This window comes from Gaetbulibacter sp. S0825 (assembly GCF_011777505.1).
Classification (GTDB): domain Bacteria; phylum Bacteroidota; class Bacteroidia; order Flavobacteriales; family Flavobacteriaceae; genus Pontimicrobium.
Window position 1 is genome coordinate 92,668 of sequence record NZ_JAATJT010000001.1, and the last position, 20,577, is coordinate 113,244.

The 20,577-nt window shown below is 32.9% G+C and carries 16 protein-coding genes and 1 tRNA gene; 1 reads left to right on the forward strand and 16 read right to left on the reverse strand.

The annotated features are described in order from the left end of the window. Window positions 1–3: 3 nt before the first annotated feature. The 6 genes from HB672_RS00450 to HB672_RS00475 form a co-directional block, all read right to left on the reverse strand. Window positions 4–1,323 carry an HTTM domain-containing protein gene (locus HB672_RS00450; RefSeq protein ID WP_167605914.1) on the reverse strand — a complete coding sequence of 440 codons (1,320 nt, stop codon included), beginning with the start codon at window positions 1,321–1,323 and terminating at the stop codon, window positions 4–6. Continuing rightward, window positions 1,316–2,248: a bifunctional riboflavin kinase/FAD synthetase gene (locus HB672_RS00455; RefSeq protein ID WP_167605916.1), complete on the reverse strand. Its 933-nt coding sequence runs from the start codon at window positions 2,246–2,248 to the stop codon at window positions 1,316–1,318. Before HB672_RS00455 ends, HB672_RS00450 begins: the two co-directional genes overlap by 8 nt. A gap of 47 nt (window positions 2,249–2,295) precedes the next feature. Then, a complete protein-coding gene (locus tag HB672_RS00460; protein WP_167605919.1) occupies window positions 2,296–4,302 on the reverse strand; it encodes a M43 family zinc metalloprotease in 2,007 nt (668 codons plus the stop codon). A 48-nt stretch (window positions 4,303–4,350) separates the two neighbouring features. Further along, window positions 4,351–4,983 carry an aminoacyl-tRNA hydrolase gene (pth, locus tag HB672_RS00465; RefSeq protein ID WP_167605922.1) on the reverse strand — a complete coding sequence of 211 codons (633 nt, stop codon included), beginning with the start codon at window positions 4,981–4,983 and terminating at the stop codon, window positions 4,351–4,353. A gap of 82 nt (window positions 4,984–5,065) precedes the next feature. Then, complete coding sequence (locus HB672_RS00470; protein ID WP_167605925.1) at window positions 5,066–5,722, reverse strand: 50S ribosomal protein L25/general stress protein Ctc; 657 nt, start codon at window positions 5,720–5,722, stop codon at window positions 5,066–5,068. 25 nt (window positions 5,723–5,747) lie between these two features. Beyond that, window positions 5,748–6,689: a ribose-phosphate pyrophosphokinase gene (locus HB672_RS00475; RefSeq protein ID WP_167605928.1), complete on the reverse strand. Its 942-nt coding sequence runs from the start codon at window positions 6,687–6,689 to the stop codon at window positions 5,748–5,750. Window positions 6,690–6,834: 145 nt separating this feature from the next. On the opposite strand from HB672_RS00475, the gene HB672_RS00480 reads away from it, so the two are divergent. Beyond that, window positions 6,835–6,916: transfer RNA gene (locus HB672_RS00480), tRNA-Leu, on the forward strand. 59 nt (window positions 6,917–6,975) lie between these two features. On the opposite strand, the gene HB672_RS00485 is transcribed toward HB672_RS00480, so the two are convergent. From HB672_RS00485 to HB672_RS00530, 10 genes are all read right to left on the reverse strand, one after another. Next, window positions 6,976–8,721: a hypothetical protein gene (locus tag HB672_RS00485; RefSeq protein ID WP_167605931.1), complete on the reverse strand. Its 1,746-nt coding sequence runs from the start codon at window positions 8,719–8,721 to the stop codon at window positions 6,976–6,978. Beyond that, window positions 8,711–10,930: a tryptophan-rich sensory protein gene (locus HB672_RS00490; RefSeq protein WP_167605934.1), complete on the reverse strand. Its 2,220-nt coding sequence runs from the start codon at window positions 10,928–10,930 to the stop codon at window positions 8,711–8,713. Before HB672_RS00490 ends, HB672_RS00485 begins: the two co-directional genes overlap by 11 nt. Further along, window positions 10,927–12,204, reverse strand: a complete 1,278-nt coding sequence (locus HB672_RS00495; RefSeq protein ID WP_167605937.1) for a BatA domain-containing protein — start codon at window positions 12,202–12,204, stop codon at window positions 10,927–10,929. The genes HB672_RS00490 and HB672_RS00495 overlap by 4 nt, the downstream gene beginning before the upstream one ends. A 10-nt stretch (window positions 12,205–12,214) precedes the next feature. Continuing rightward, window positions 12,215–13,111, reverse strand: coding sequence for a DUF58 domain-containing protein (locus HB672_RS00500; protein WP_167605940.1), 897 nt, complete (start codon window positions 13,109–13,111; stop codon window positions 12,215–12,217). Continuing rightward, complete coding sequence (locus HB672_RS00505; protein WP_167605943.1) at window positions 13,108–14,118, reverse strand: MoxR family ATPase; 1,011 nt, start codon at window positions 14,116–14,118, stop codon at window positions 13,108–13,110. The genes HB672_RS00500 and HB672_RS00505 overlap by 4 nt, the downstream gene beginning before the upstream one ends. Window positions 14,119–14,138: 20 nt before the next feature. Next, on the reverse strand, window positions 14,139–14,759 hold the full coding sequence (locus HB672_RS00510) for a DUF4159 domain-containing protein (protein ID WP_167605946.1): 621 nt from the start codon (window positions 14,757–14,759) through the stop codon (window positions 14,139–14,141). A 70-nt stretch (window positions 14,760–14,829) separates the two neighbouring features. Beyond that, a complete protein-coding gene (locus HB672_RS00515; protein WP_167605949.1) occupies window positions 14,830–16,146 on the reverse strand; it encodes a TldD/PmbA family protein in 1,317 nt (438 codons plus the stop codon). A gap of 27 nt (window positions 16,147–16,173) precedes the next feature. Then, on the reverse strand, window positions 16,174–17,814 hold the full coding sequence (locus tag HB672_RS00520) for a TldD/PmbA family protein (protein WP_167605952.1): 1,641 nt from the start codon (window positions 17,812–17,814) through the stop codon (window positions 16,174–16,176). A gap of 267 nt (window positions 17,815–18,081) precedes the next feature. After that, window positions 18,082–19,029, reverse strand: coding sequence for a thioredoxin-disulfide reductase (gene trxB / locus HB672_RS00525; RefSeq protein WP_167605955.1), 948 nt, complete (start codon window positions 19,027–19,029; stop codon window positions 18,082–18,084). Window positions 19,030–19,042: 13 nt separating this feature from the next. Continuing rightward, window positions 19,043–20,515 (reverse strand): aminotransferase class V-fold PLP-dependent enzyme, encoded by a 1,473-nt coding sequence (locus HB672_RS00530; protein ID WP_167605958.1) that lies wholly within the window; start codon window positions 20,513–20,515, stop codon window positions 19,043–19,045. Window positions 20,516–20,577: the final 62 nt, after the last annotated feature.

Here is a 20,577-nt window from a genome sequence, read left to right on the forward strand (position 1 = left end):
AAATCAGTCGTGTTTTGAAGGTAAAATCCATGAAGAATGTTTATAAGCATTCCACTTGACTGAAGCCAAATCTACTTCTGGGTCGATAAATGTTTTAAAAGACTTACCGTTAACTTTAACCTGACAATCTACAAACACCATAACATCTCTATTTACCTCTTCTTTATATGTCTTTTTTATGAATTGAGCGAATTGCCAAATCATATCTGGTTTGGTTGAAAAACTTCTTTGTTGTTTATAAGTTAAATAGGTGTCTAATTGAATTGGAATTGTTTGATTGTTGTGTTTATCAATTACCCTAAACGAAATTATACCTTGTTTCGCTCTTAACATCATTCTCCACGATAGTCTATGTCCTTCTTCGGTCCAAAGGACATCATCTTTAATTACCCAATGACGAAGTGGTAACACTAGTTGAACCATAAAATAAATGATAAGTACTATTTTTAAAAGATTTGGCCTTTTAGTGACTATCACTTTCTGATTTTCAATAGGTTTTAGATTCTTAAAAACTATTTTTCTTATAACATCAGGTTCAAAAAAGAATACACATACAGCTAAAGCCATATATGGAAATATGCCTATTTGAAACACAATAGAATTAAATAGATGAAATACTATGGCTGCTAAAAAAGCATACTTACGGCTTCGTTTCCAAAGTAATAGTGGTACAATTAGTAAATCGAAAATTATTCCAAAATAAGCGATTACATAATGCACCCATTTTTGTTGTAATAAATCTCCAATAATAAGGTAATCTTGCTTTGATTTAAGCAAAATTTCAACAGCGGTTGTATTTAACCAATCTGGATATAATTTTGCTATGGATGCATAAGTGTACACAATAAACATTTGTACAATAAAAATCAATGCACCCCATTGTGGCATTAAACTACTTTTAATGCTTGGGTTGTTTTTAGAATCAAGAGAAACATTGGCATTAGCAGGTACTATCGCCATAAACGAACTTAAAAGGATAAGTAAGTAATAATGATTGTTATAAGACGACTTTTGCATAAAATAGGTTCCTGTCCATAAAATGGCAAATGTAATGATACTCCACTTATGCTTATAACCAACCATGACCATCAAACCGCAAATTCCCATGATAGCATAATACACATACATCCCGAAACCTGGAAGTGGTTGCAGCCACTCAAAACTTATAAATGAAAACGTAAACTTGGGCTCTATAAAAGCTTGGTGAACCCAACCTGAGAGTATGGCACCAAAAGCCTCTATTGAAATAAGTAAACCAAATAATATTCTAAACACAATTAGTGCGCTATTATCTATTGGTTTAAATAATAATTTATTAAGCATTAGTTTGCTCGAGATAATTTAAGCTGGTTTCTTTGTCTTTATACAACTGTGCTTTTAGAGCATCAATTGAATTAAATTTTTGTTCATTTCTAAGTCTTTTTATAAGCTCAACTTGAATTATTTTGTTATAGATGTCTTTTTGGAAATTAAAAAAATGCACTTCTATTGATTGCTTTTCGCCATTTACAGTAGGATTGGTTCCAATATTCATCATTCCATAAATAGTTTTGTTGTCTATAATGGATTTCACTATATATGACCCGTTTTTAGGAATAAGCTTGTAAGACTCTTCAATATTAATGTTTGCGGTAGGAAAACCAATTTGCTCACCAAGATTCCTACCTTTAACGACGGTTCCTGTAAGCATAAAATTATAACCTAAAAAAGCATTTGCTACTTCCATATCACCATCATTTAATGCTTTCCTGATTTTTGTGGAACTCACGGCTACTTCGTCAATTTCTTGAGCAGATATCTCGGTGATTTTAAAGTTATAAACCTCACCGTATTCCCTTAAATTATCCACATTAGCAGTTCTATTTCGTCCAAATCTGTGGTCATAGCCAATTATAATGTGCTTTACATGAAGTTTGTTCACTAAAACATCCCTTACAAACTCTATGGCTCCTAATCTGGAAAAATCTTTTGTGAATTTTTGTATCACCAGGTGATCTATACCTAAATTCTCCAATAATTGTGATTTCTCATCAATGGTATTGATCAATTTAATGCTTGTATCCTTTTGTAATACCATTCTAGGGTGAGGAAAAAACGTAAGCACAACGGCATTAGAATTTTCGCCCTTTGCAATTTCAACTAGCTGTTTAATGATTTTTTGATGACCAATATGAACCCCATCAAAAGTACCAATGGTCACTACGGAGTCCTTTTTTGGGTAAGCATCTAAAGTGGTCTTAATTTTCAACTAACTTCTTTTTTTACAAAATTAGATATTATGTTAGTAAAAACACTTTATTTTTTAATAAACGGTAAGGATAATGAAGCCTTTTCTTTTATTACCTTAATAAAATACATGCCATTACTTAAACTAGAGGCATCCACTTTTAACTGTGAGCTATTATTTATTTGCTTTTCTTTTACTAATTGACCCAACATATTATATATTTTATAACCATCAGGTAAATCATTCCTATTAGCTAATTTTATGTTTAAAATTCTATTTGTTGGGTTTGGATAAATACTAATTCTGTTATCAACAAAATACTCATTACCCCTAAGGGTTACCATAGTAGAAACTTTAGTTGTTTCGGAAACTCCATAATTTCCACCAGAGGTAATTATTGTGTTATCATCTGTTTTCAATTCATAAGATCCTATTCCAAAATCACAACAAATTCCATCACCAGGCACATCAAAAATAGTAAATGTGTAACACTCATTAGCTACAACGTTAAATGTTTCATTTATTACATCAGTATTCCCATCAGTATAAGGTCCTCCATTATTAAGTAGGTTATTTCCAGAGTCTCTGAATTCCCATGTTATCTCACTACCAAAACTATCTGGAGTCAAAGTTAAATGTACTTGTGCTGTTGATGCGTATGACGGGTTTAAATTAAATGAAGCATTGGTGTCATCATTACAGCTTCGCGAATCTGAGTTTCCGTTAGGACTAGACACTGAGGCATTAAAACTATGATTCCCTGGAGTTGAAACTATTGTAGGTAAATTAAACACTTCAAATTCTCCATAATTTAAAGATCCTGACCAGTTATAATTGGAAGAAATTCCACCATCTTCATCATAAGTAATAACTGCAGATGTTAGTGTATTAGTACCCCAGTTAGTAATTCTTACAGAAGGTGTTACGTTAAAGCCACAATTTTCGATTGCAATACCTTCTATTTGCACACTACTATCATCATTTACTGAAGCTAATGGTGTACATACATTAGAGCTTAGAGTTGTGGGTCTTCTTGAAGCAATAGTAATAGCAGCAACCATTCTTGCTTTTTGATCATTTGTAAATACATTCATGCAAGAATCTTGACTATAATCCATATAATTCTCAACCATATCAGGAAACCCTGGTGGTGTAGGACAAGAATCATTTCCAGTATTGCATATATTGCTATTAGATGTAGAACTTGCTACTGCTGGAGTGTCATCACAATAATCACCATTACCTGTGCATCCGTCCTTAAAAGTATGCCATAAACCTAAGTAATGTCCAACTTCGTGCGTTGCAGTTCTTCCTAAATTAAAAACTTCAAAACCAGGTAGAAGTGGAAGAGTAACATTTGGATCATCTTCTGTACCGAAATATTGATATCCAATCACAACTCCATCGGTATTTGCAGCACCGTTATTTAGACTTTCCATAGTATCAGGAAATTGTGCATAACCTAAGTTACCACTGTTAGAAAACTTAACAGTCCAAATATTCATATACTTTGAAGGATCCCAAATCGTTGCTGGCTTTAATACAATATCTGTATTGCCTCCAGGTCCAGACCAAGAAGTGCTTGTTGCTGACATATTTATTCTATTAATCCCATTGGTAACACAGCCATCTGGTGTTTGTTGTGCTAAACAAAATTCCACCTCAACATCTGCTCCATCTGGATGCGTATTAAAACCTCTTGTCCCAGACAGTTTTCTAAAATCTTCATTCAAAACTTGTATTTGGGATAAAACTTGAGCGTCCGAAATATTTGTACCAACACCAATAGCCTCTCCATTATGAATTACATGTACAACTACTGGAATTGTATATACAACCCTTCTATTTACAGCTCCATTAATACTGCTCCTTTTTAATTTATTTAATTGAATTTGTTTGCTAAGCTTTTTTTCAAATGCTTGACTACCCATCATATTTGGGTTATCTTTTAACAACAATTTATTATACTCGTCTGTAGCACAACGCTCTGGTTCTATTTGTTGAGCAAATGTTGCCATGCATGACAATAAAACACTCAAAAACAAAATATTAAGTGTAGTGTTCTTGAAATCCATAATCTTTAGGTTAAACTATTTAAAGCAGTTGTAAAGTTACTATTTTTTTTATTTACCGTTAAAACCGTTCATCGTGTTATTCATTCCAGATAACCCAAAAGACTTGATTACCTCGACACTTTTGTTCAATCTCTCTTCAAGTTTTTCATTTTCTTCAGCTGTCCACTCGCCTAAAACATAATCTACTTGACGACCTTTGCCGAAGTCATCACTAATACCAAACCTAAACCTGTTGTACTTGGTTGTATTCAATTTTTCTTGTATATCTTTAAGTCCATTATGCCCTCCATCGCTTCCTTTTGTTTTTAATCTTAATGTCCCAAAAGGAAGGTTTAAATCGTCTGTAATAATTAATAAATTCTCTAAAGGGATTTTTTCTTTTTCTAGCCAATATTTAACCGCTTTACCACTTAAATTCATGTAAGTATTGGGTTTTAAAAAGATAAAAGATCTCCCTTTTAGCTTATAATTTGCCCTATCCGCTAGTTTTACTGTTTCAAAAACCAAAGTCTCTTTAGACGCAAAAAAATCAAGGATTTTAAACCCAATATTGTGTCGTGTGTTCTGGTATTTTTCACCAATATTTCCTAGACCAACTATTAAATATTTTTTCATTATTGTTTCATCTTCTTTAAAAGATTGCTTCTTTTGTCCAAAAATCCAATTAAAAAAATTGCACATATAGCTTAAGTATATAGTGTAAAAATAAAAAAGCATCCTGAATTAACAGAATGCTTTTGATTTTATTAAAAAAGAATGATTCTTATTCTTGAGTAGCTTCTGCTGCTGGAGTTTCAGCTCCTTCAGCTGCTCCTTCAGCTGCTCCTTCAGCACCTTCTTCCAATTCTTCTTCATCTTCATCATCAACAATTGCAGTTCTAGCTGTCTTAATTTGACAAACTACGGTATTGTCTGTATGTAAGAATCTGTATTTCTCTTGATCCAAATCACGAACGTAGAATTTACTACCAATTTTCATAGGCGTAATATCTATTTCTATAAAATCTGGCAAGTTAGTTGGAAGTGCTTTAACACGAAGTTTTCTGTTATTTCTTCTTAATACACCACCATTTTTAACACCTCTTGAGTTACCTACTAAACGAATAGGAATATCCATCGCTATTTCTTTATCTTGAAATAATTGATAGAAATCCACATGTAAAATTCTGTCTGTAACTGGGTGAAATTGTATGTCTTGAAGCACTGCATCCATAGTGTCTCCATTATCTAAGGCAATCACAACTGTATGCGCATTAGGCGTGTATACTAGTTTAGAGAATGCCAATTCAGGTGCTGAGAAATGTACTGGCTTGTCTCCTCCGTATAATACGCAAGGAACCTCTCCAGCATTACGTAAGGCTTTTGTTGCTTTTTTGCCTACGCTTTCTCTTTTCGATCCATTGATTGTAATTGATTTCATTTTGAAATTTTTATTAATTAATTGTTTACATTATAAATTTTGAACTGATTGATTTGTTATGATGCACTTTATGCATTACATCAGCAAATAAATCGGCACAACTTAGTACTCTTATTTTTTTACTTTCTTGTGATAACGGAATAGAATCGGTTACGATTAATTCTTCTAATTTAGAATTTTCTATACGTTCATAAGCATTTCCTGATAATATTGGGTGCGTACATATAGCTCTAACACTTAGCGCTCCTCTTTCCATCATCAAGTCGGCTGCTTTAGTAAGTGTTCCTGCCGTATCAACCATATCATCTGCAAGCACAACGTTTTTACCTTCTACATTACCAATCAACTCCATATGTGAGATTACATTGGCTTTGGCGCGTTGTTTATAACAAATCACCACTTCACTCTCTAAAGCTTTAGAATATGCATAAGCTCTTTTAGAACCTCCCATATCTGGTGAAGCTATAGTTAAATTATCAAGGTTCAAGCTTCTTAAATATGGCAAAAAGATTGTTGATGCAAATAAGTGATCAACTGGTCTTTCAAAAAATCCTTGAATTTGGTCAGCATGTAAATCCATTGTGATAATCCTAGTTGCTCCTGCTGTTTCCAACATTTTAGCTACTAATTTAGCTGCTATTGGCACTCTTGGCTTATCTTTTCTATCTTGTCTCGCCCATCCAAAGTATGGCATCACAGCTGTTATATGTCTTGCTGAAGCACGCTTAGCGGCATCTAACATTAGCAACATTTCCATTAAATTTTGAGGACCAGGATTTGTTGAACCAATAATAAATATTCTAGCACCTCTTACTGATTCTTCAAAGGAAGGTTGAAACTCTCCATCGCTATAAGTAGATGTAATAACGTTACCTAAATCCTCTCCGTAAGCTTTAGCAATTTTTTCTGCTAACTCAGTACTTTGGGTACAGGCAAATATTTTAGCTTGTGTTTTTATTTTTGTCATAACTAACTTCTTGTTAATGAGTCAAAAAAGTCTACTTATTTTTAATGAGGTGCAAATTTAGGGATTTATTTGAATTCCAAAAGGATAAAAGCTACTATTTTAATAGTAAGGAGTTAAATTATTTTTTATTTTTGCAATCCGTTTTGCTCAAGTGGCGGAATTGGTAGACGCGCTGGATTCAAAATCCAGTTTCTTCGGAAGTGTGGGTTCGATTCCCACCTTGAGTACCTAATGGGGCAAATCAATATTAATTGGTTTGCCCTTTTTATCTTAAAGAAGGAGCATTTCACAGCTTAGGTACTAACCATAAATACCCCAAATTCAAAACAAAAATTATAAAAAACCACAAAGGATTAATTGGCTTGCTAGTAGAATTGTTTGTATCTACATATGGTTTATTAGTTCCAAAATATCTTTTATTAGATTTAATTGTATTATTAGCCTTTAAAGTTTGCCAATGTGAGTTATTGATAGTATAAAATTTAAAGATCTTTGTTGTGTCTTGGTTGTTTTGTAGAATGTTCCATCCAGTGCTTTTTGGATACGTAACTCCTTTCCATAAATCTTTTATATCGATATCTCTTTTAATAGGAATTTGATAGTTTTTTGTAGTTACTATTGGATTTTCAATAGTTGCCCTCAATTCAAAGCTAAACGGTTCGTTCACATAGGCTATTTTTAAGTTAGAATTCCACTCAATAATTGGTGTTTCTTTTTTACCAATACTTTCAATTGTTATAGCCCAAAGTTGTTTGTAAATTTCAGTCTTTCCCTTTAGTTGTAACTCAAAAGTGTTTTTAAGTACACTAGTGCCTATTCTACCTATACCAACACGTTTGTATCCTGATATAATATTAGAATTATCATTTAAAACTGATTCAACAGAGATGTCATTTTTAAAAACAAAAGGAAATTTAGAAATCGTATTTTTTGGGCTGATTTCTAAGGAGGTTGTATTTTTAGTATTAGAAATAAAATTAAATGAATACCACCGACTACGAGAGTTAAAAAGATTAGATTCTGGTTGGATAAATACACCTAAACCATCTGCCTTTATTGAAGTTTCAAATGCATTTTTTGCGTTGTTAGACAACCCAGTTAATGATAAAAGATCAATTATTACTATGTCGAAAGTTTTTAATTCCTCTTGAGTAAATCTAATGGTTGGTTTGTTTTCCATATTAAAATACTCGTACTTATACCTATCTTTTGTTAGTCTGCTTCTAACAAGTACCTTATGACCAGCTTCAGCCAAATAGTTTTTTAAATATTTAGTTTCAAAAGATGGTGAAGCATTAACAATTAAAAAATGTAATGGTTGTTTCTCTTTTATAGTTAATGGTAAAGGGTCTTTTTTAATAATATTATCAACTGAGTCTTTTTCAACCAGCTGATAAACAAACGCTCCTTTTACTTTTAAATTAGTAGACAATTGAAATTCTTGAGAATCATCATTGTTAAGGATAATGGAATCCAAAGCTTTACCAGCTGGATCCTCTAAAAGTAATTTATGTCCTTTTATTGGTCGCACATATTTACCACTAAATAAAGCTTTATTTCCAACAGTATTCTGAGTATTATATGCAAAATGACTAATCCCTTTAGGAGCATCTCCACCAATATAAATTGTGTTTATTGCATCAAGCTGCCATAAATCATAAGGCTGTAAACCATCACCTAATATAAATAAAGTTTCAGGATGTTTATAACTAGGAAATAAAGCTTGATTTTCTTTATAACTGTAAACTGTTAATTTTTTATATACTTTTTTTAAGCTATCAAGTTGCACATTATTATAACCATTTGTAATGATTGCTAATTTAAAAGATGTACTTGAATTTTTAACAGAAGGTTTTAAAGCTATTAAAGCCAAAGACAATAAGGCGATTAATGATATGGTGCAATTAACATAAAAACTTTTTTTTCTAAGTTTTGTTCTTTCTTTCCAGATAAAAACAAGCCAAATACATAACGTAGTTATTACTGTTTGCCATAACCATTGATGATTAATGAAAAAAATCTTATCTATCATGAATATCTAACTCTTTAAGTAGTAATTGATTAATTTCGTTAACAGGCGATGTTGTTTTTGATGGGTTATTATTTGGTCTTGGAATTGCCATAAGTAAACCTTTTTGTACTTCAACAAACGTTTCTTTATTTCTTTGTGAGCCATCAATAATCCAACGTAGTTGTTGTAAAGTGGTTAAGTATTTACTAGGAAATTCTACAGCTAATGCAGATAATTCATTTCCTGCTTTTTCAAAAACTTTGATAGATTCTTCAGTAAATAACGTATTATTTGTTTTAAAATCTTCTAACTCTAAAATAGCTAGTCGCATAAACGGAAATAATTCTTCTTGAGTTATGGTTTCATTTTTTCTAAAACTCTTTACCTCTTCTAATTTTCCTGTTAAGCGTTTGTCTTCTTTAATTGGGGGTGGATCAAACCCAATACGATGTACATAAATTCTAGCCGAATTTTTTATCTCCTGAATGTATTTTAGTGCTTTATATTGATATTGCAACGATTTTTCAGGTTCATACAAGCGCAAATACAATTCTGCATCCCACATTTCATTTAGTGCTTTTTTAAGTTTTATTCTTAAAGATTCTTCAAATAAAGTGGCTTTTTCTGGGTCATCATGATTATGCATATATTCTTCAAGTGGATTATCAGCTTCTTTCTTAGCAGTTTTGTCTTCCACTAGATTATGTTCGTTTTCACTATCATGATCGTGCTTGTAACCAGCAAGAGGATCATTTGGGTCATACTCAATTTCATGTTGTGCAAATTCGGCATTTTCTTGATTTGCTATGGCCATTTCTGATTCTTCTCCCATAAATGCACCATACTTTAATCGTAAGGATTTTTGATCAAACCCTAACTCGTTACTCGTGAAATTAAAATCTTCTTTAGTAAGCGTTTTTTTATTTTCAATAAGCCTTTCGGTATCTATAATGAGCTGCCTCTGGCTTCTAAAATAATCTGGCATTCTATCAACTCCCAAAGTGCCTTCTACGCCAAATTCATACGAAGTTGTATCTCTAATAACTGCGAAATAGGTTTCGCTTCTTGCTGTATTTGACTTTGGTGTTTTAAAATCTTTTGCTTCTATATAAAAATAAAGCTCATCTCCAGGCTCCATGTTCATGTTATCTAAATTGATTTTTTTAGATAACGTCGTATCTTTAGCTCCCTTTTTTAAAGAATTGTCAAAATTTAGTTTTTCTTCCCGAAACTTAACCGATTCGCCTGAACCCTTGCTAACGGTGGCAATAATATATGCGTCTGCCACACCAAAATCATCAACAATAGTTGTTTTAAACTCAACTATTTTATTTTCATCATAATTAAATGAGGTGAATTGATTTAAACCTTGTAATTTAATTGTTGGAGCAGCATCCTTAAATACCTCAATGGCATAGAGGTCTGATGAATACGAATTTCCTTGTAAATCTTCAAATTTAAAATTGTAGAAACCTGAATTTGATAAGGTTGTATTCCAAATGTATGAAGCCTTATTTAAACGCATTTGATATTCATTATCCATGTTTTGCATCACTACATTGTCAATTTGACTATCAAACTGTATTTCCCAATTTAATTGTGAGCTTTCAAGAGCTTTAATGTCCATTTTTGAGGCTCTCTGTACAGGAATATTAGTGTATTGCGGATAACGTATGGTTACCCATTGTTCTACAAGTTTTGGAGCTTCACCTAGGTTACTTATTGAATCATTAGCCTTGAAAATAATTGAATCGCCGTTTGTTTCAGGTTTGGGTGAACTATTAAAATAATCAACAATACTAAATTGATTCAAAACAAAACCTAATCCAATAAGTAAGAGAGTAAAAATACTTGCACGCTTTAAATGATGTGGTGGTTTTATTTCTTTTACTGCTTCTTTTACCTTTTTAGAAATTTTTAATTGCTGAAGCTTAGCTAAGCTAGAATGCCCATTCCATGGTAGTAATAGTAATCCAGTACTATATTCTAACGAATCTATTTGATTGTCTAAAAAGCTACTTGAAGATTTTATATTGGGTTTCCATGGCTTTACAACAAATGAAGCTATCCCTCCAATTAAGACAAACGCAATAAATGATAATATAAAGCTATGACTTAAAAAGCACACACATATTGAAGCTCCTAAAGAATATAAAAATACCTCTAACCCTAGTGTTAATCGCCATTGCTTCGTAAATTTAATTAATATATCTTTACCTTTGGTACTCATTGTTTTCTAAAGTTTGCTACAATCCTTTCTATTACAAGTAAACTTGCTAAAAGCAACCACAACCATTTTGAAATATCTAAAACACTTGCATAACTTTTTTTAGTTTCAATATCTTTGAAAATGGGGTGAATTTCTTCTTTGGCAACAATTCTTTTGTCATTTTTAAGTATAGAGTCCTTTAAGTTTGAATGTAAATCTAAAGTACTAATTAACTGCTCAGGTAAATGTTTATTAACTATAGATTCTGAATCTAAAGTTTTGGTTAAATAAAACAAGTTTTTGGTATCACTTTCCTCAATTAAAGACGATGCAAATGTATCAGGTTTATAAACTAATATTACTTCAGGAGCTTCTATAGGTTGCTGCTCACTCAACCACACCACATAATTATAATTAGACATGGCAATAGATGTGATGTCCTCTTTTATAATTGTTTCGATTGGCACATTTATGTATTTCGATATCGCCTTAAAAGAAGCATCAATATACATGGTTTCCTTATCAAAATCCTCGTCATTATAGATTAGAACATTAAGAGGTTTTATCGTTTCAGTAGGCAACCACAAGTCGTTAATTTTAACACTGTCTTTGGCTGCACTAAATTCAGCATTGTTACTACCTAATGGCAGTATTTCTTTTTTAAAAGAAAGACTTTCAGAGTTGCTTATAATTGAAAGTAACTCAACGCTCTCATTCTTTTTTGTTGCTTTGATAATGTTTTCTGTTGTTGCTCCATTATCAATAATAATCCAATCAACATTTGTGTTAATAATAGGGCGTTTCCCTTTTAAACCTTTTAATAATCCGTTGGTGAATACAATAATGCTATCAGAATGCAAATCATCTATTTCTTGAGTTAATTGCCAATAATTTGGTGTTGTTATACCCTCATTAGGTATGTTGCTAAGATTTAATTCTGGAAAGCCCCTTTGAAGCAGTTTAATTGAGGAATTAGCGGTAATGGTATCTAATATATTAGTAATTGACTTATTATTAAGTAAGGAAGGCTCTACTAAGTAAGTGAGTTTAGTGTTCTCAAAATCTTTTTTTATTTGTGGCTGAGCTATAATTAAAACAACTAGTGCAATTAATAGCATTCTAATTAGTAACAATATTAGTTCATTTAATTTGATACTACTGTTTTGTTTTGAATCGGCTTCACTAAGCAGTTGTATACTACCAATTTTAATAGTTTTACCTTCTTTTTTACTCCATAAGTGAATGACAATCGGAATTAAAAGTCCGAGTAAAGCCCAAAGATATGTAGGATTCAAAAAAAACATTTTACACTAAATTATTACGTTTTTTTAAAAACAATTGTATAGCTTCTCCCATTGGCTCATCAAGTCTAAATAGGTGATATCCAATATTATTTGCCAATAAAAAATCTTTGGTGTTTTTAATCATATTTTCTAAAGACTGTAAATACATTTTTTTAGCTTCAGCAGTGTTTACTTTTAATTTGGTTCCAGTCTCTAAATCTTCAAAGGTGACGTTTCCTTTATAATCAAAATCTAGCTCATTTGCTCCCATAATATGAAGTACAATCACTTCGTTTTTAAGATTCTTTAGCTTTTTTACAAACCGCGTTAACTCTTCATTATTTTCATACATATCTGTTATAAAGAAAATTAATTCTTTATGTGTGCGATCATGTAGCTTTCTAGATTCCGTTTCATTTTCAGGCCATTTACCATGATTTTCAATGTTTATTAATTCATGAAGTAATCTATTAAAGTGTTGTTTTTGAACTTTAGGATAAACACTATGAAGTTCTTTATCGTTAAGCGCAAATAAACCAACTGCATCACCTTGATTTTGCGATAAATATGCAAGAGAAGCAACTAAAACCCTTACATAATCCATTTTAGACAATCCATTTTCTTCATGTAGCATGGAATTACTAGCGTCGAGAATAAATTTTATAGAAATGTTAGTTTCTATTTCAGACTGCTTTATATAATACCTTCCTGACCTCGCTAACATTTTCCAGTCTAGTAATCTTAAATCATCTCCAGATTGATAACTTCTATATTGACTAAACTCCATACCTGGACCTACACGACGACTATGATTTACACCTGACAAATAACCATCAACAATGACACGAGCTATTAATGCTAAACCAGATATGGTTTTTATAAGTTCAGGTTTTAATAAATCATTGTAGTCTTGTTTCATGACTTACTTTTAAGAGAGGGAATAATGGCTTTTAAAATTTCATTTGTGACATTATAAGATGTTATGCCTTCGGCTTCGGCTCTAAAATTCACAATAATTCTATGTCTTAAAACAGGTATTGCAACATGTTTTAAGTCGTCTAACACAACAGATAGCCTACCTTGGAGTAACGCACGAGCTTTAGCAGTTAAAATCATAGCTTGTCCTGCTCTTGGGCCAGCTCCCCAATTCACCCATTCTTTTACATAATTTATCGATGTGGTTTCTGGTCTAGTAGCACGGACTACCTTGCTAACAAACTCAATTAAATCGTCACTAATTGGCACTTCACGAACCAAATGTTGTAACCTTAAAATATCTTCACCACTAATAACTTCGTGTAATGTTTCTTTTTTTATCCCAGTAGTGTTTTTTAAAATATCTGTTTCTTCAGCTGCTTCTGGATATCCAATTTTTATATAAAAAAGAAAACGATCCTGCTGTGCCTCAGGAAGAGGGAAAGTTCCAGATTGCTCAATTGGGTTTTGAGTTGCAAGAATGAAAAACGGTCTGTCTAATTTATAAGTATTCCCTGAATAGGTTACCTCAAATTCTTGCATCGCTTCTAGCAAAGCAGCTTGAGTTTTTGGAGGTGTTCTATTTATTTCATCTGCCAAAACAATGTTGGCGAAAATAGGGCCTTTATTAAATTTGAAGAATTTTTTTCCAGTACTGTGGTCTTCTTCAAGAATTTCAGTGCCTATAATGTCTGATGGCATTAAATCTGGTGTAAATTGTATGCGTTTAAACTTTAAATCAATAGCGTGAGCAAGTGTCCTAATCATCAATGTTTTTGCTAACCCTGGGACACCTTCTAACAACGCATGACCACCTGCTAGAAATGTAATAAGTAATTGATCAACCGTTTCTTCTTGTCCAACTATAACCTTACCAATTTCTTTTTTTAAATTTTTAAGCTTTTGAGTTAAGTCGTTAACTTCCTTCTCAATAGTTGCTAATTCTTTCATTTATTTCTCTCTTATTAAATTTATGATGTTAGCGCATACATCACTATGTTTACTGCAAAACGAGTATTGTCGTTTTTATACCATCGTTTGTTTCTAAAATCGTAATCCCATTCACAACCATAATCTTTGTTACTGTACAAAACACCTATTCGTCCATTTATTTCTATAGCTTTTAGGTACTCATGAACAAGATCGTCTCCCCAACCATTTAACTCTTGCGAGGTTGTAGGTGGTCCATTTTCAAATTCAAAAAATATGTTATAAATCTCATGATTATTAGGGATTTTTTTTAATCCATCTGCACCAAAAATAACTTCCATTTGACGCTCAAAAGATTTTGCAAATAAACCATCAATATCATGGTTGCAATCGTCAACAAAAACAAAACCTCCGTTATTAACATATTTTTCAAAATTCTCTCTTTCTTTTTTTGTAAACTGAACGAGTTTGTGGCCAGATAAATAGCAAAATGGGCTTTTAAAAATCTCATCGCTACTTAATGGGATAATTTTTTCTTGCGCATCTACTTTTAATGTTGTGTACTCTACTAAAGAGTTTAATACATTTGAAGGCATTCGCTGATCGACATCCCAATCACCAGATTCATACTGTAGTCGTGTAAAAAAGAAAGTATTGCTCAATAACTTATTATTAAAAAAAACTGGCTGAAATGAATACTCATAACAACCAGTTATTTATTAAAAAACTATTTTATACTGCGTCAGACAAACTAGTAAATGTAAAGTCTCTAACTTTCATATAAGGAATTAAGTTTCCGTTTATACGTACTTGTTGACCTAATTCCTCTAGGTTGTTTAGCATAATAATTGGGCTCTCATTAAACCTAAAGTTTTTAACAGGATGCTTTATGCGTCCATTTTCAATGTAGAAAGTTCCGTCACGAGTTAAACCAGTATATAGTAAGGTTTGTGGGTCAACACCTCTTATGTACCAAAGTCTGGTAACTAAAATACCCTTCCTAGTACTCTTAATTAAATCTTCAAGTGATGCATTACCACCATCCATAATAGCATTAGATGGGAAAGGAACTGGATCGACACCTTTTTGCTTAGCCCAATAACGGCTATATGCTAAATTTTTAACCACACCATTTTCAATCCACTTCATTTTTTTAAGTGGTTGTCCTTGGCCATTCCAAGTTGGAGTTGGAACATCTGGATGTAATGGGTCAGACCATAGATTAATACGCTCATCAATAATTTTTTCACCTAATTTGTTACCACCACCTTCTTTAGACATAAAACTTCGTCCTTCGTCGGCAGTACGTGCATCGATAGATCCAAACATATTTTGCAATAACCCAATAGATGCAGCTGGTTCTAAAATAACAGTATATTTCCCAGGCTCAATAGCTTTTGCTTCTCTAGACATAATAGCCTTATCTATTGCCACATTTGAAGCTTCAACAGCATCAAACTTACTTACATCGTTAAAATCCCTAGTTACCCAACCAGAACCTGTACCGTCGTTGGTTCGCATTGTTACAGTAAAATTAACGTTGGTTGATTTATTGTAAGCAAAAAGACCATTTGAATTTAACATTGCAGAAAACCCTGCAGAATCGTTTAGAAACCCTGCGGATGTCACATCTTTTGAAGCCGCAGGATTGATACTGCTTGCGGCAACTTCTGCACGATAACCTGGTGTAATGTTAGCAGTTGCTTTACTATAAGTAATGGACTCATCATAAGTTTGTGGCCCTAAAGGAGGCATAAACTCAGGGTTTTCAGGAGCTAGTTTTGCTAATTCTTCTGCTCGCTCTACAACCTTTTTTAAGGATGCGTCATCAAATTCATCAATTGTTGCTACACCTGACTTTAAACCAAAATTAGATTGAACAACAAGAGTTTGGTTTGATCGATGACCAGATGTGGAAACTGTATTTCTTGCATAACGAATATTACCACTTTCGCTTCCGCTTATATTTATTTCGCAAGCATCTGCAGTAGAAAAGCTTAGTGCTTTTTCCATAATTCTGCGTGCTTCTTCTTTTGTATATATTGCCATAATGTTATCTTTTTGTAGAAATAATTTTTAAATAGTTCGACCAGTATTAATTACATTAACATCTTTAAATCTAGTAGTAGAACTACCATGAGATACAGCACTAACCTGAGAAGGCTGGCCTTTTCCATCGAAGAATGATCCAAAAATACGGTAGTCATTTTTATCACAAATTTTAACACATGAATTCCAGAATTCTTGAGTGTTAGACTGGTACGCTACATCATTTAACATGCCTTCAATTTTTCCGTTTTTAATTTCATAGAAAACAGTTCCACCAAATTGAAAATTGTAACGTTGTTGATCTATTGAGTAAGAACCTCTTCCAGCAATATAGATGCCTTTTTCAACATCTTTAATCATGTCATGAATATTGTATTTTTCTTTTCCAGGTTCTAACGATACATTAGGCATACGTTGGAATTGCACATCATTCCAGCTTTGAGCATAACAGCATCCGTGAGATTCGTTTTGACCAATCATATGTACTTGATCGCGAATAGCTTGGTAGTTTTTTAATACACCATTGCGTACTAAATCCCATTTTTTAGTTTTTACACCTTCGTCATCATAACCAACTGCACCAAGAGATCCAACTTGCGTTTTATCTGCAAAAAGGTTTACAATATCACTTCCGTATTTAAAGTTCCCAGATTTCCATTTATCGAGCGTTGCAAAGCTTGTTCCTGCATAGTTAGCTTCGTAGCCTAAAACTCTATCTAATTCGAGAGGGTGACCAACAGACTCGTGAATAGTTAATCCAAGGTGATTAGGATCTAAAACTAAATCGTACTTCCCAGCATCTACCGATTTTGCTTTAAGCATTTCTTTAGCTTGTTTTGCAGCTGCTGTAGCATCTTCAATAATGTCGTAACTGTTTCTATATCCAATTAAACCAGCTGGACCTTCAATTTTTTCCGAATCTAATCCGTCCATATATTCATAACCTAATCCCATTGGAGCACTTAAAGCCTGACGAGATTTAAACTTTCCAGCAGAACGGTCGATTGCAGTAACACCAAATGTTGGCCAGATTCTATGGACATCTTGATCAATATAAGAACCTTCTGTAGAAGCAAAATACTTTTGCTCATTTACCATGAATAAAGCAGAGTTAACAAAATTAGCTCCATTCTTCATAGCAGCTGCATTAGCGCTCAATAACAATTCAACTTTTTCAGAAACTGGAATGTTTTTAAAATCCTTTTTTATTGGTGTTTTCCAGAAAACTTCTCCATGCGATTTTACAGGAGCAAGTTTTACAGGTTCTTTTTGGATTTTAGAATTAGCTTTTGCAATAGCTACGGCTTGCATTGTAGCTTTTTTAATACCATCTTCTGTGACATTGTTTGTTGATGCAAAACCCCAAGTCCCGTTTGCAATAACACGTATTCCAATTCCAAAAGATTCAGTGTTTTGCACATTTTGTACTTTGTTTTCGCGTGTAAAAACAAATTGGTTTAAATATCTACCAATTCGTGCGTCAGCATAAGTAGCACCAGCAGACTTTGCTGTGTTAAGGGCAACATCTGCTAATAGTTTTTTTGTAGTTACATCTAACCCTGGATTGAGTAATGCTTCAGCTGAAATATTACTTCCCATGAGCAGAGATGGCACCATTAGGGCTCCTGTCCCTAACCCTGCATATTGAATAAAATCTCTTCTTTTCATAAATACTTCCTTTATGTTTAGTTTGTCTTAAAGGATAAAGCTTGCTTTTCCAGAAAAGATATTTAAAAAGTCAAGCTAAACCTTAAAATTGTAAGTTATTATCTAATTATGGAGCATTCTAAGATATGAATTTTGTAAACTCTATACTATTAAGAATTATTATTTAACATATTCTTAAGGCTGTTTTTATTACTAAAAAGTAAATAAAAAAAACCCTCTTAGGATATCAATTTTCCTGAGAGGGTATAATTTTTATAAAAGTTTTAACTATTCCTTAGCAGCCAAATAACGTTCGGCATCTAACGCAGCCATACACCCTGTACCTGCAGCTGTTACTGCTTGTCTATAAACATGGTCTGCCGCATCACCGCTAACAAATACACCATCAATATTAGTCTTTGATGTTCCAGGTTTATTGATAATATAACCTGTTTCATCTAACTCTAAATAGTCTTTAAAAATATCGGTATTCGGTTTATGACCAATTGCCACGAAAAATCCAGTCGCTGGAATATCGTGCTTTTCGTTTGTTTGGTTATTAAAAACTCTAACACCTGTTACTACTTGACCGTCTCCTAAAACTTCATCAGTTTCGGTATTAAAAAGAATTTCAATGTTTTCAGTATTCTTAACTCTAGCAGCCATAATCTTGGATGCTCTAAATTCATCTCTTCTAACTAACATAGTCACCTTAGTGCATAACTTTGATAAATAGTGAGCTTCTTCACAAGCTGAATCACCTGCTCCAACAATAACAACTTCTTGGCCTCGATAGAAAAATCCATCGCAAACAGCACAAGCTGAAACACCTCCACCAAGCTTTAAATATTTTTGCTCAGATTCTAAACCTAAATATTTCGCCGATGCTCCTGTAGAGATAATTACTGTTTCGCAATGAATTTCTTTGGTATCATTTACCCAAACTTTATGAATATCTCCAGAAAAATCAACTTTAGTAACCCAACCGTCTCTAACATCAGTATCAAATCTTTCGGCTTGCAGTTGCAGTTGAATCATCATTTCTGGTCCTGTAACACCGTCAGGATATCCAGGGAAATTTTCAACTTCGTTTGTTGTTGTTAATTGTCCACCAGGTTGTGTTCCTTGGTATAACACTGGATTCATATTTGCTCTTGCCGCATAGATAGCTGCTGTATAGCCTGCAGGCCCTGAACCTATAATTAGGCATTTTACTTTTTCTATTGTCTCTGACATTTACTAATCAATTTTAAACATTAAACCAATTGCTGGTTATTTCTTTTTCTATTTCTAAATTTTGGTTGTGTTCGAATTCGTTCTTAATCGCATTATATTCGTAATCCTTACTCCATGTTTCAAAGTTTTCCGCAACGTCTTTAATTGCATCACAAATAAAAAGAATTTCCTCATTGGTCATTGTAGGATGAATAGACATACGCACCCAACCTGGTCTTTCTATTAAACAGCCATCTAAAATTTTGAGCTCTATGGCTTTAGACGTAGGTAAATCTACATTTAACAAGAAATGTCCATAGGTTCCTGCACATGAACAACCTCCTCTGGTTTGAATTCCATAACGGTCGTTTAAAAGCTTCACTACTAAATTATAATGTGCATCAATGATATAAAATGAATACACTCCCAAACGCTCTTTTTGATGTCCTGCTAGTATTTGAAGATTATCAATCTTAGAAAGTTTATTGAAAACAATGTCGTTTATTTCGTGTTCACGATCTAAAATATTTTTAACTCCCATTTGATCTTTAAGCTTTATTGCCAAAGCGACCTTAATAGCTTGTAAAAACCCTGGAGTTCCACCGTCTTCTCTAGATTCTATATCATCAATATAATCGTGATCTCCCCATGGGTTTGTGTAAGATACTGTTCCCCCTCCTGGGTTATCTGGCACTAAATTTTTGTATAATTTCTTGTTGAATATTAAAACTCCCGAAGCACCAGGTCCTCCTAAAAATTTATGTGGCGAAAACATCACTGCATCTAAATACGCTTCTTTATCTTCAGGATGCATATTAATTTCTACATAAGGTGCCGAACATGCAAAATCCACAAAACACAATCCATTATTTTGATGAATTAGTTTTGCAATAGCATGATAATCTGTTTTGATTCCTGTAACATTTGAACATGCTGTAACAGCAGCTATTTTTATTGGATGATCTTTATATTTATCTAAAAGTTTTTGATAGCTTTTCATGCACACCAAACCAACTTCATCACAAGGAATAACTTCTACCTTAGCAATAGTTTCTAACCAAGACGTTTGATTCGAATGATGCTCCATGTGAGTTACAAAAACCACTGGACGTAAGTCTTCAGGAACTTCTGTGTAATCTTTTAAGTTTTCAGAAACTTTCAATCCCAAAATACGCTGAAACTTATTGATAGCTCCTGTCATTCCTGTACCTACAGTTATCAATACATCATCTTCAGAAGCATTAACATGTTCCTTGATGATGGTACGAGCTTCATGGTACGCATGCGTCATTGAAGAGCCTGTTATGGATGTTTCTGTATGCGTATTAGCCACATAAGGACCAATAACGTTCATCATTTTTTCTTCTATAGGTCTATAAAGTCTACCGCTTGCAGTCCAATCGGCATAAATAATGTCTTTTTTTCCATAAGGTGACTGGAAGGATTGATTGATTCCAACTATGTTTTCTCTGAATTTTTGAAAATAGCTTTCTAAAGGTGTTGACATTATCTTCTTAAAATTTAGCGTGTACAAAAATAGTGAAAAGAATTGCTTTACGTAACTAAAAA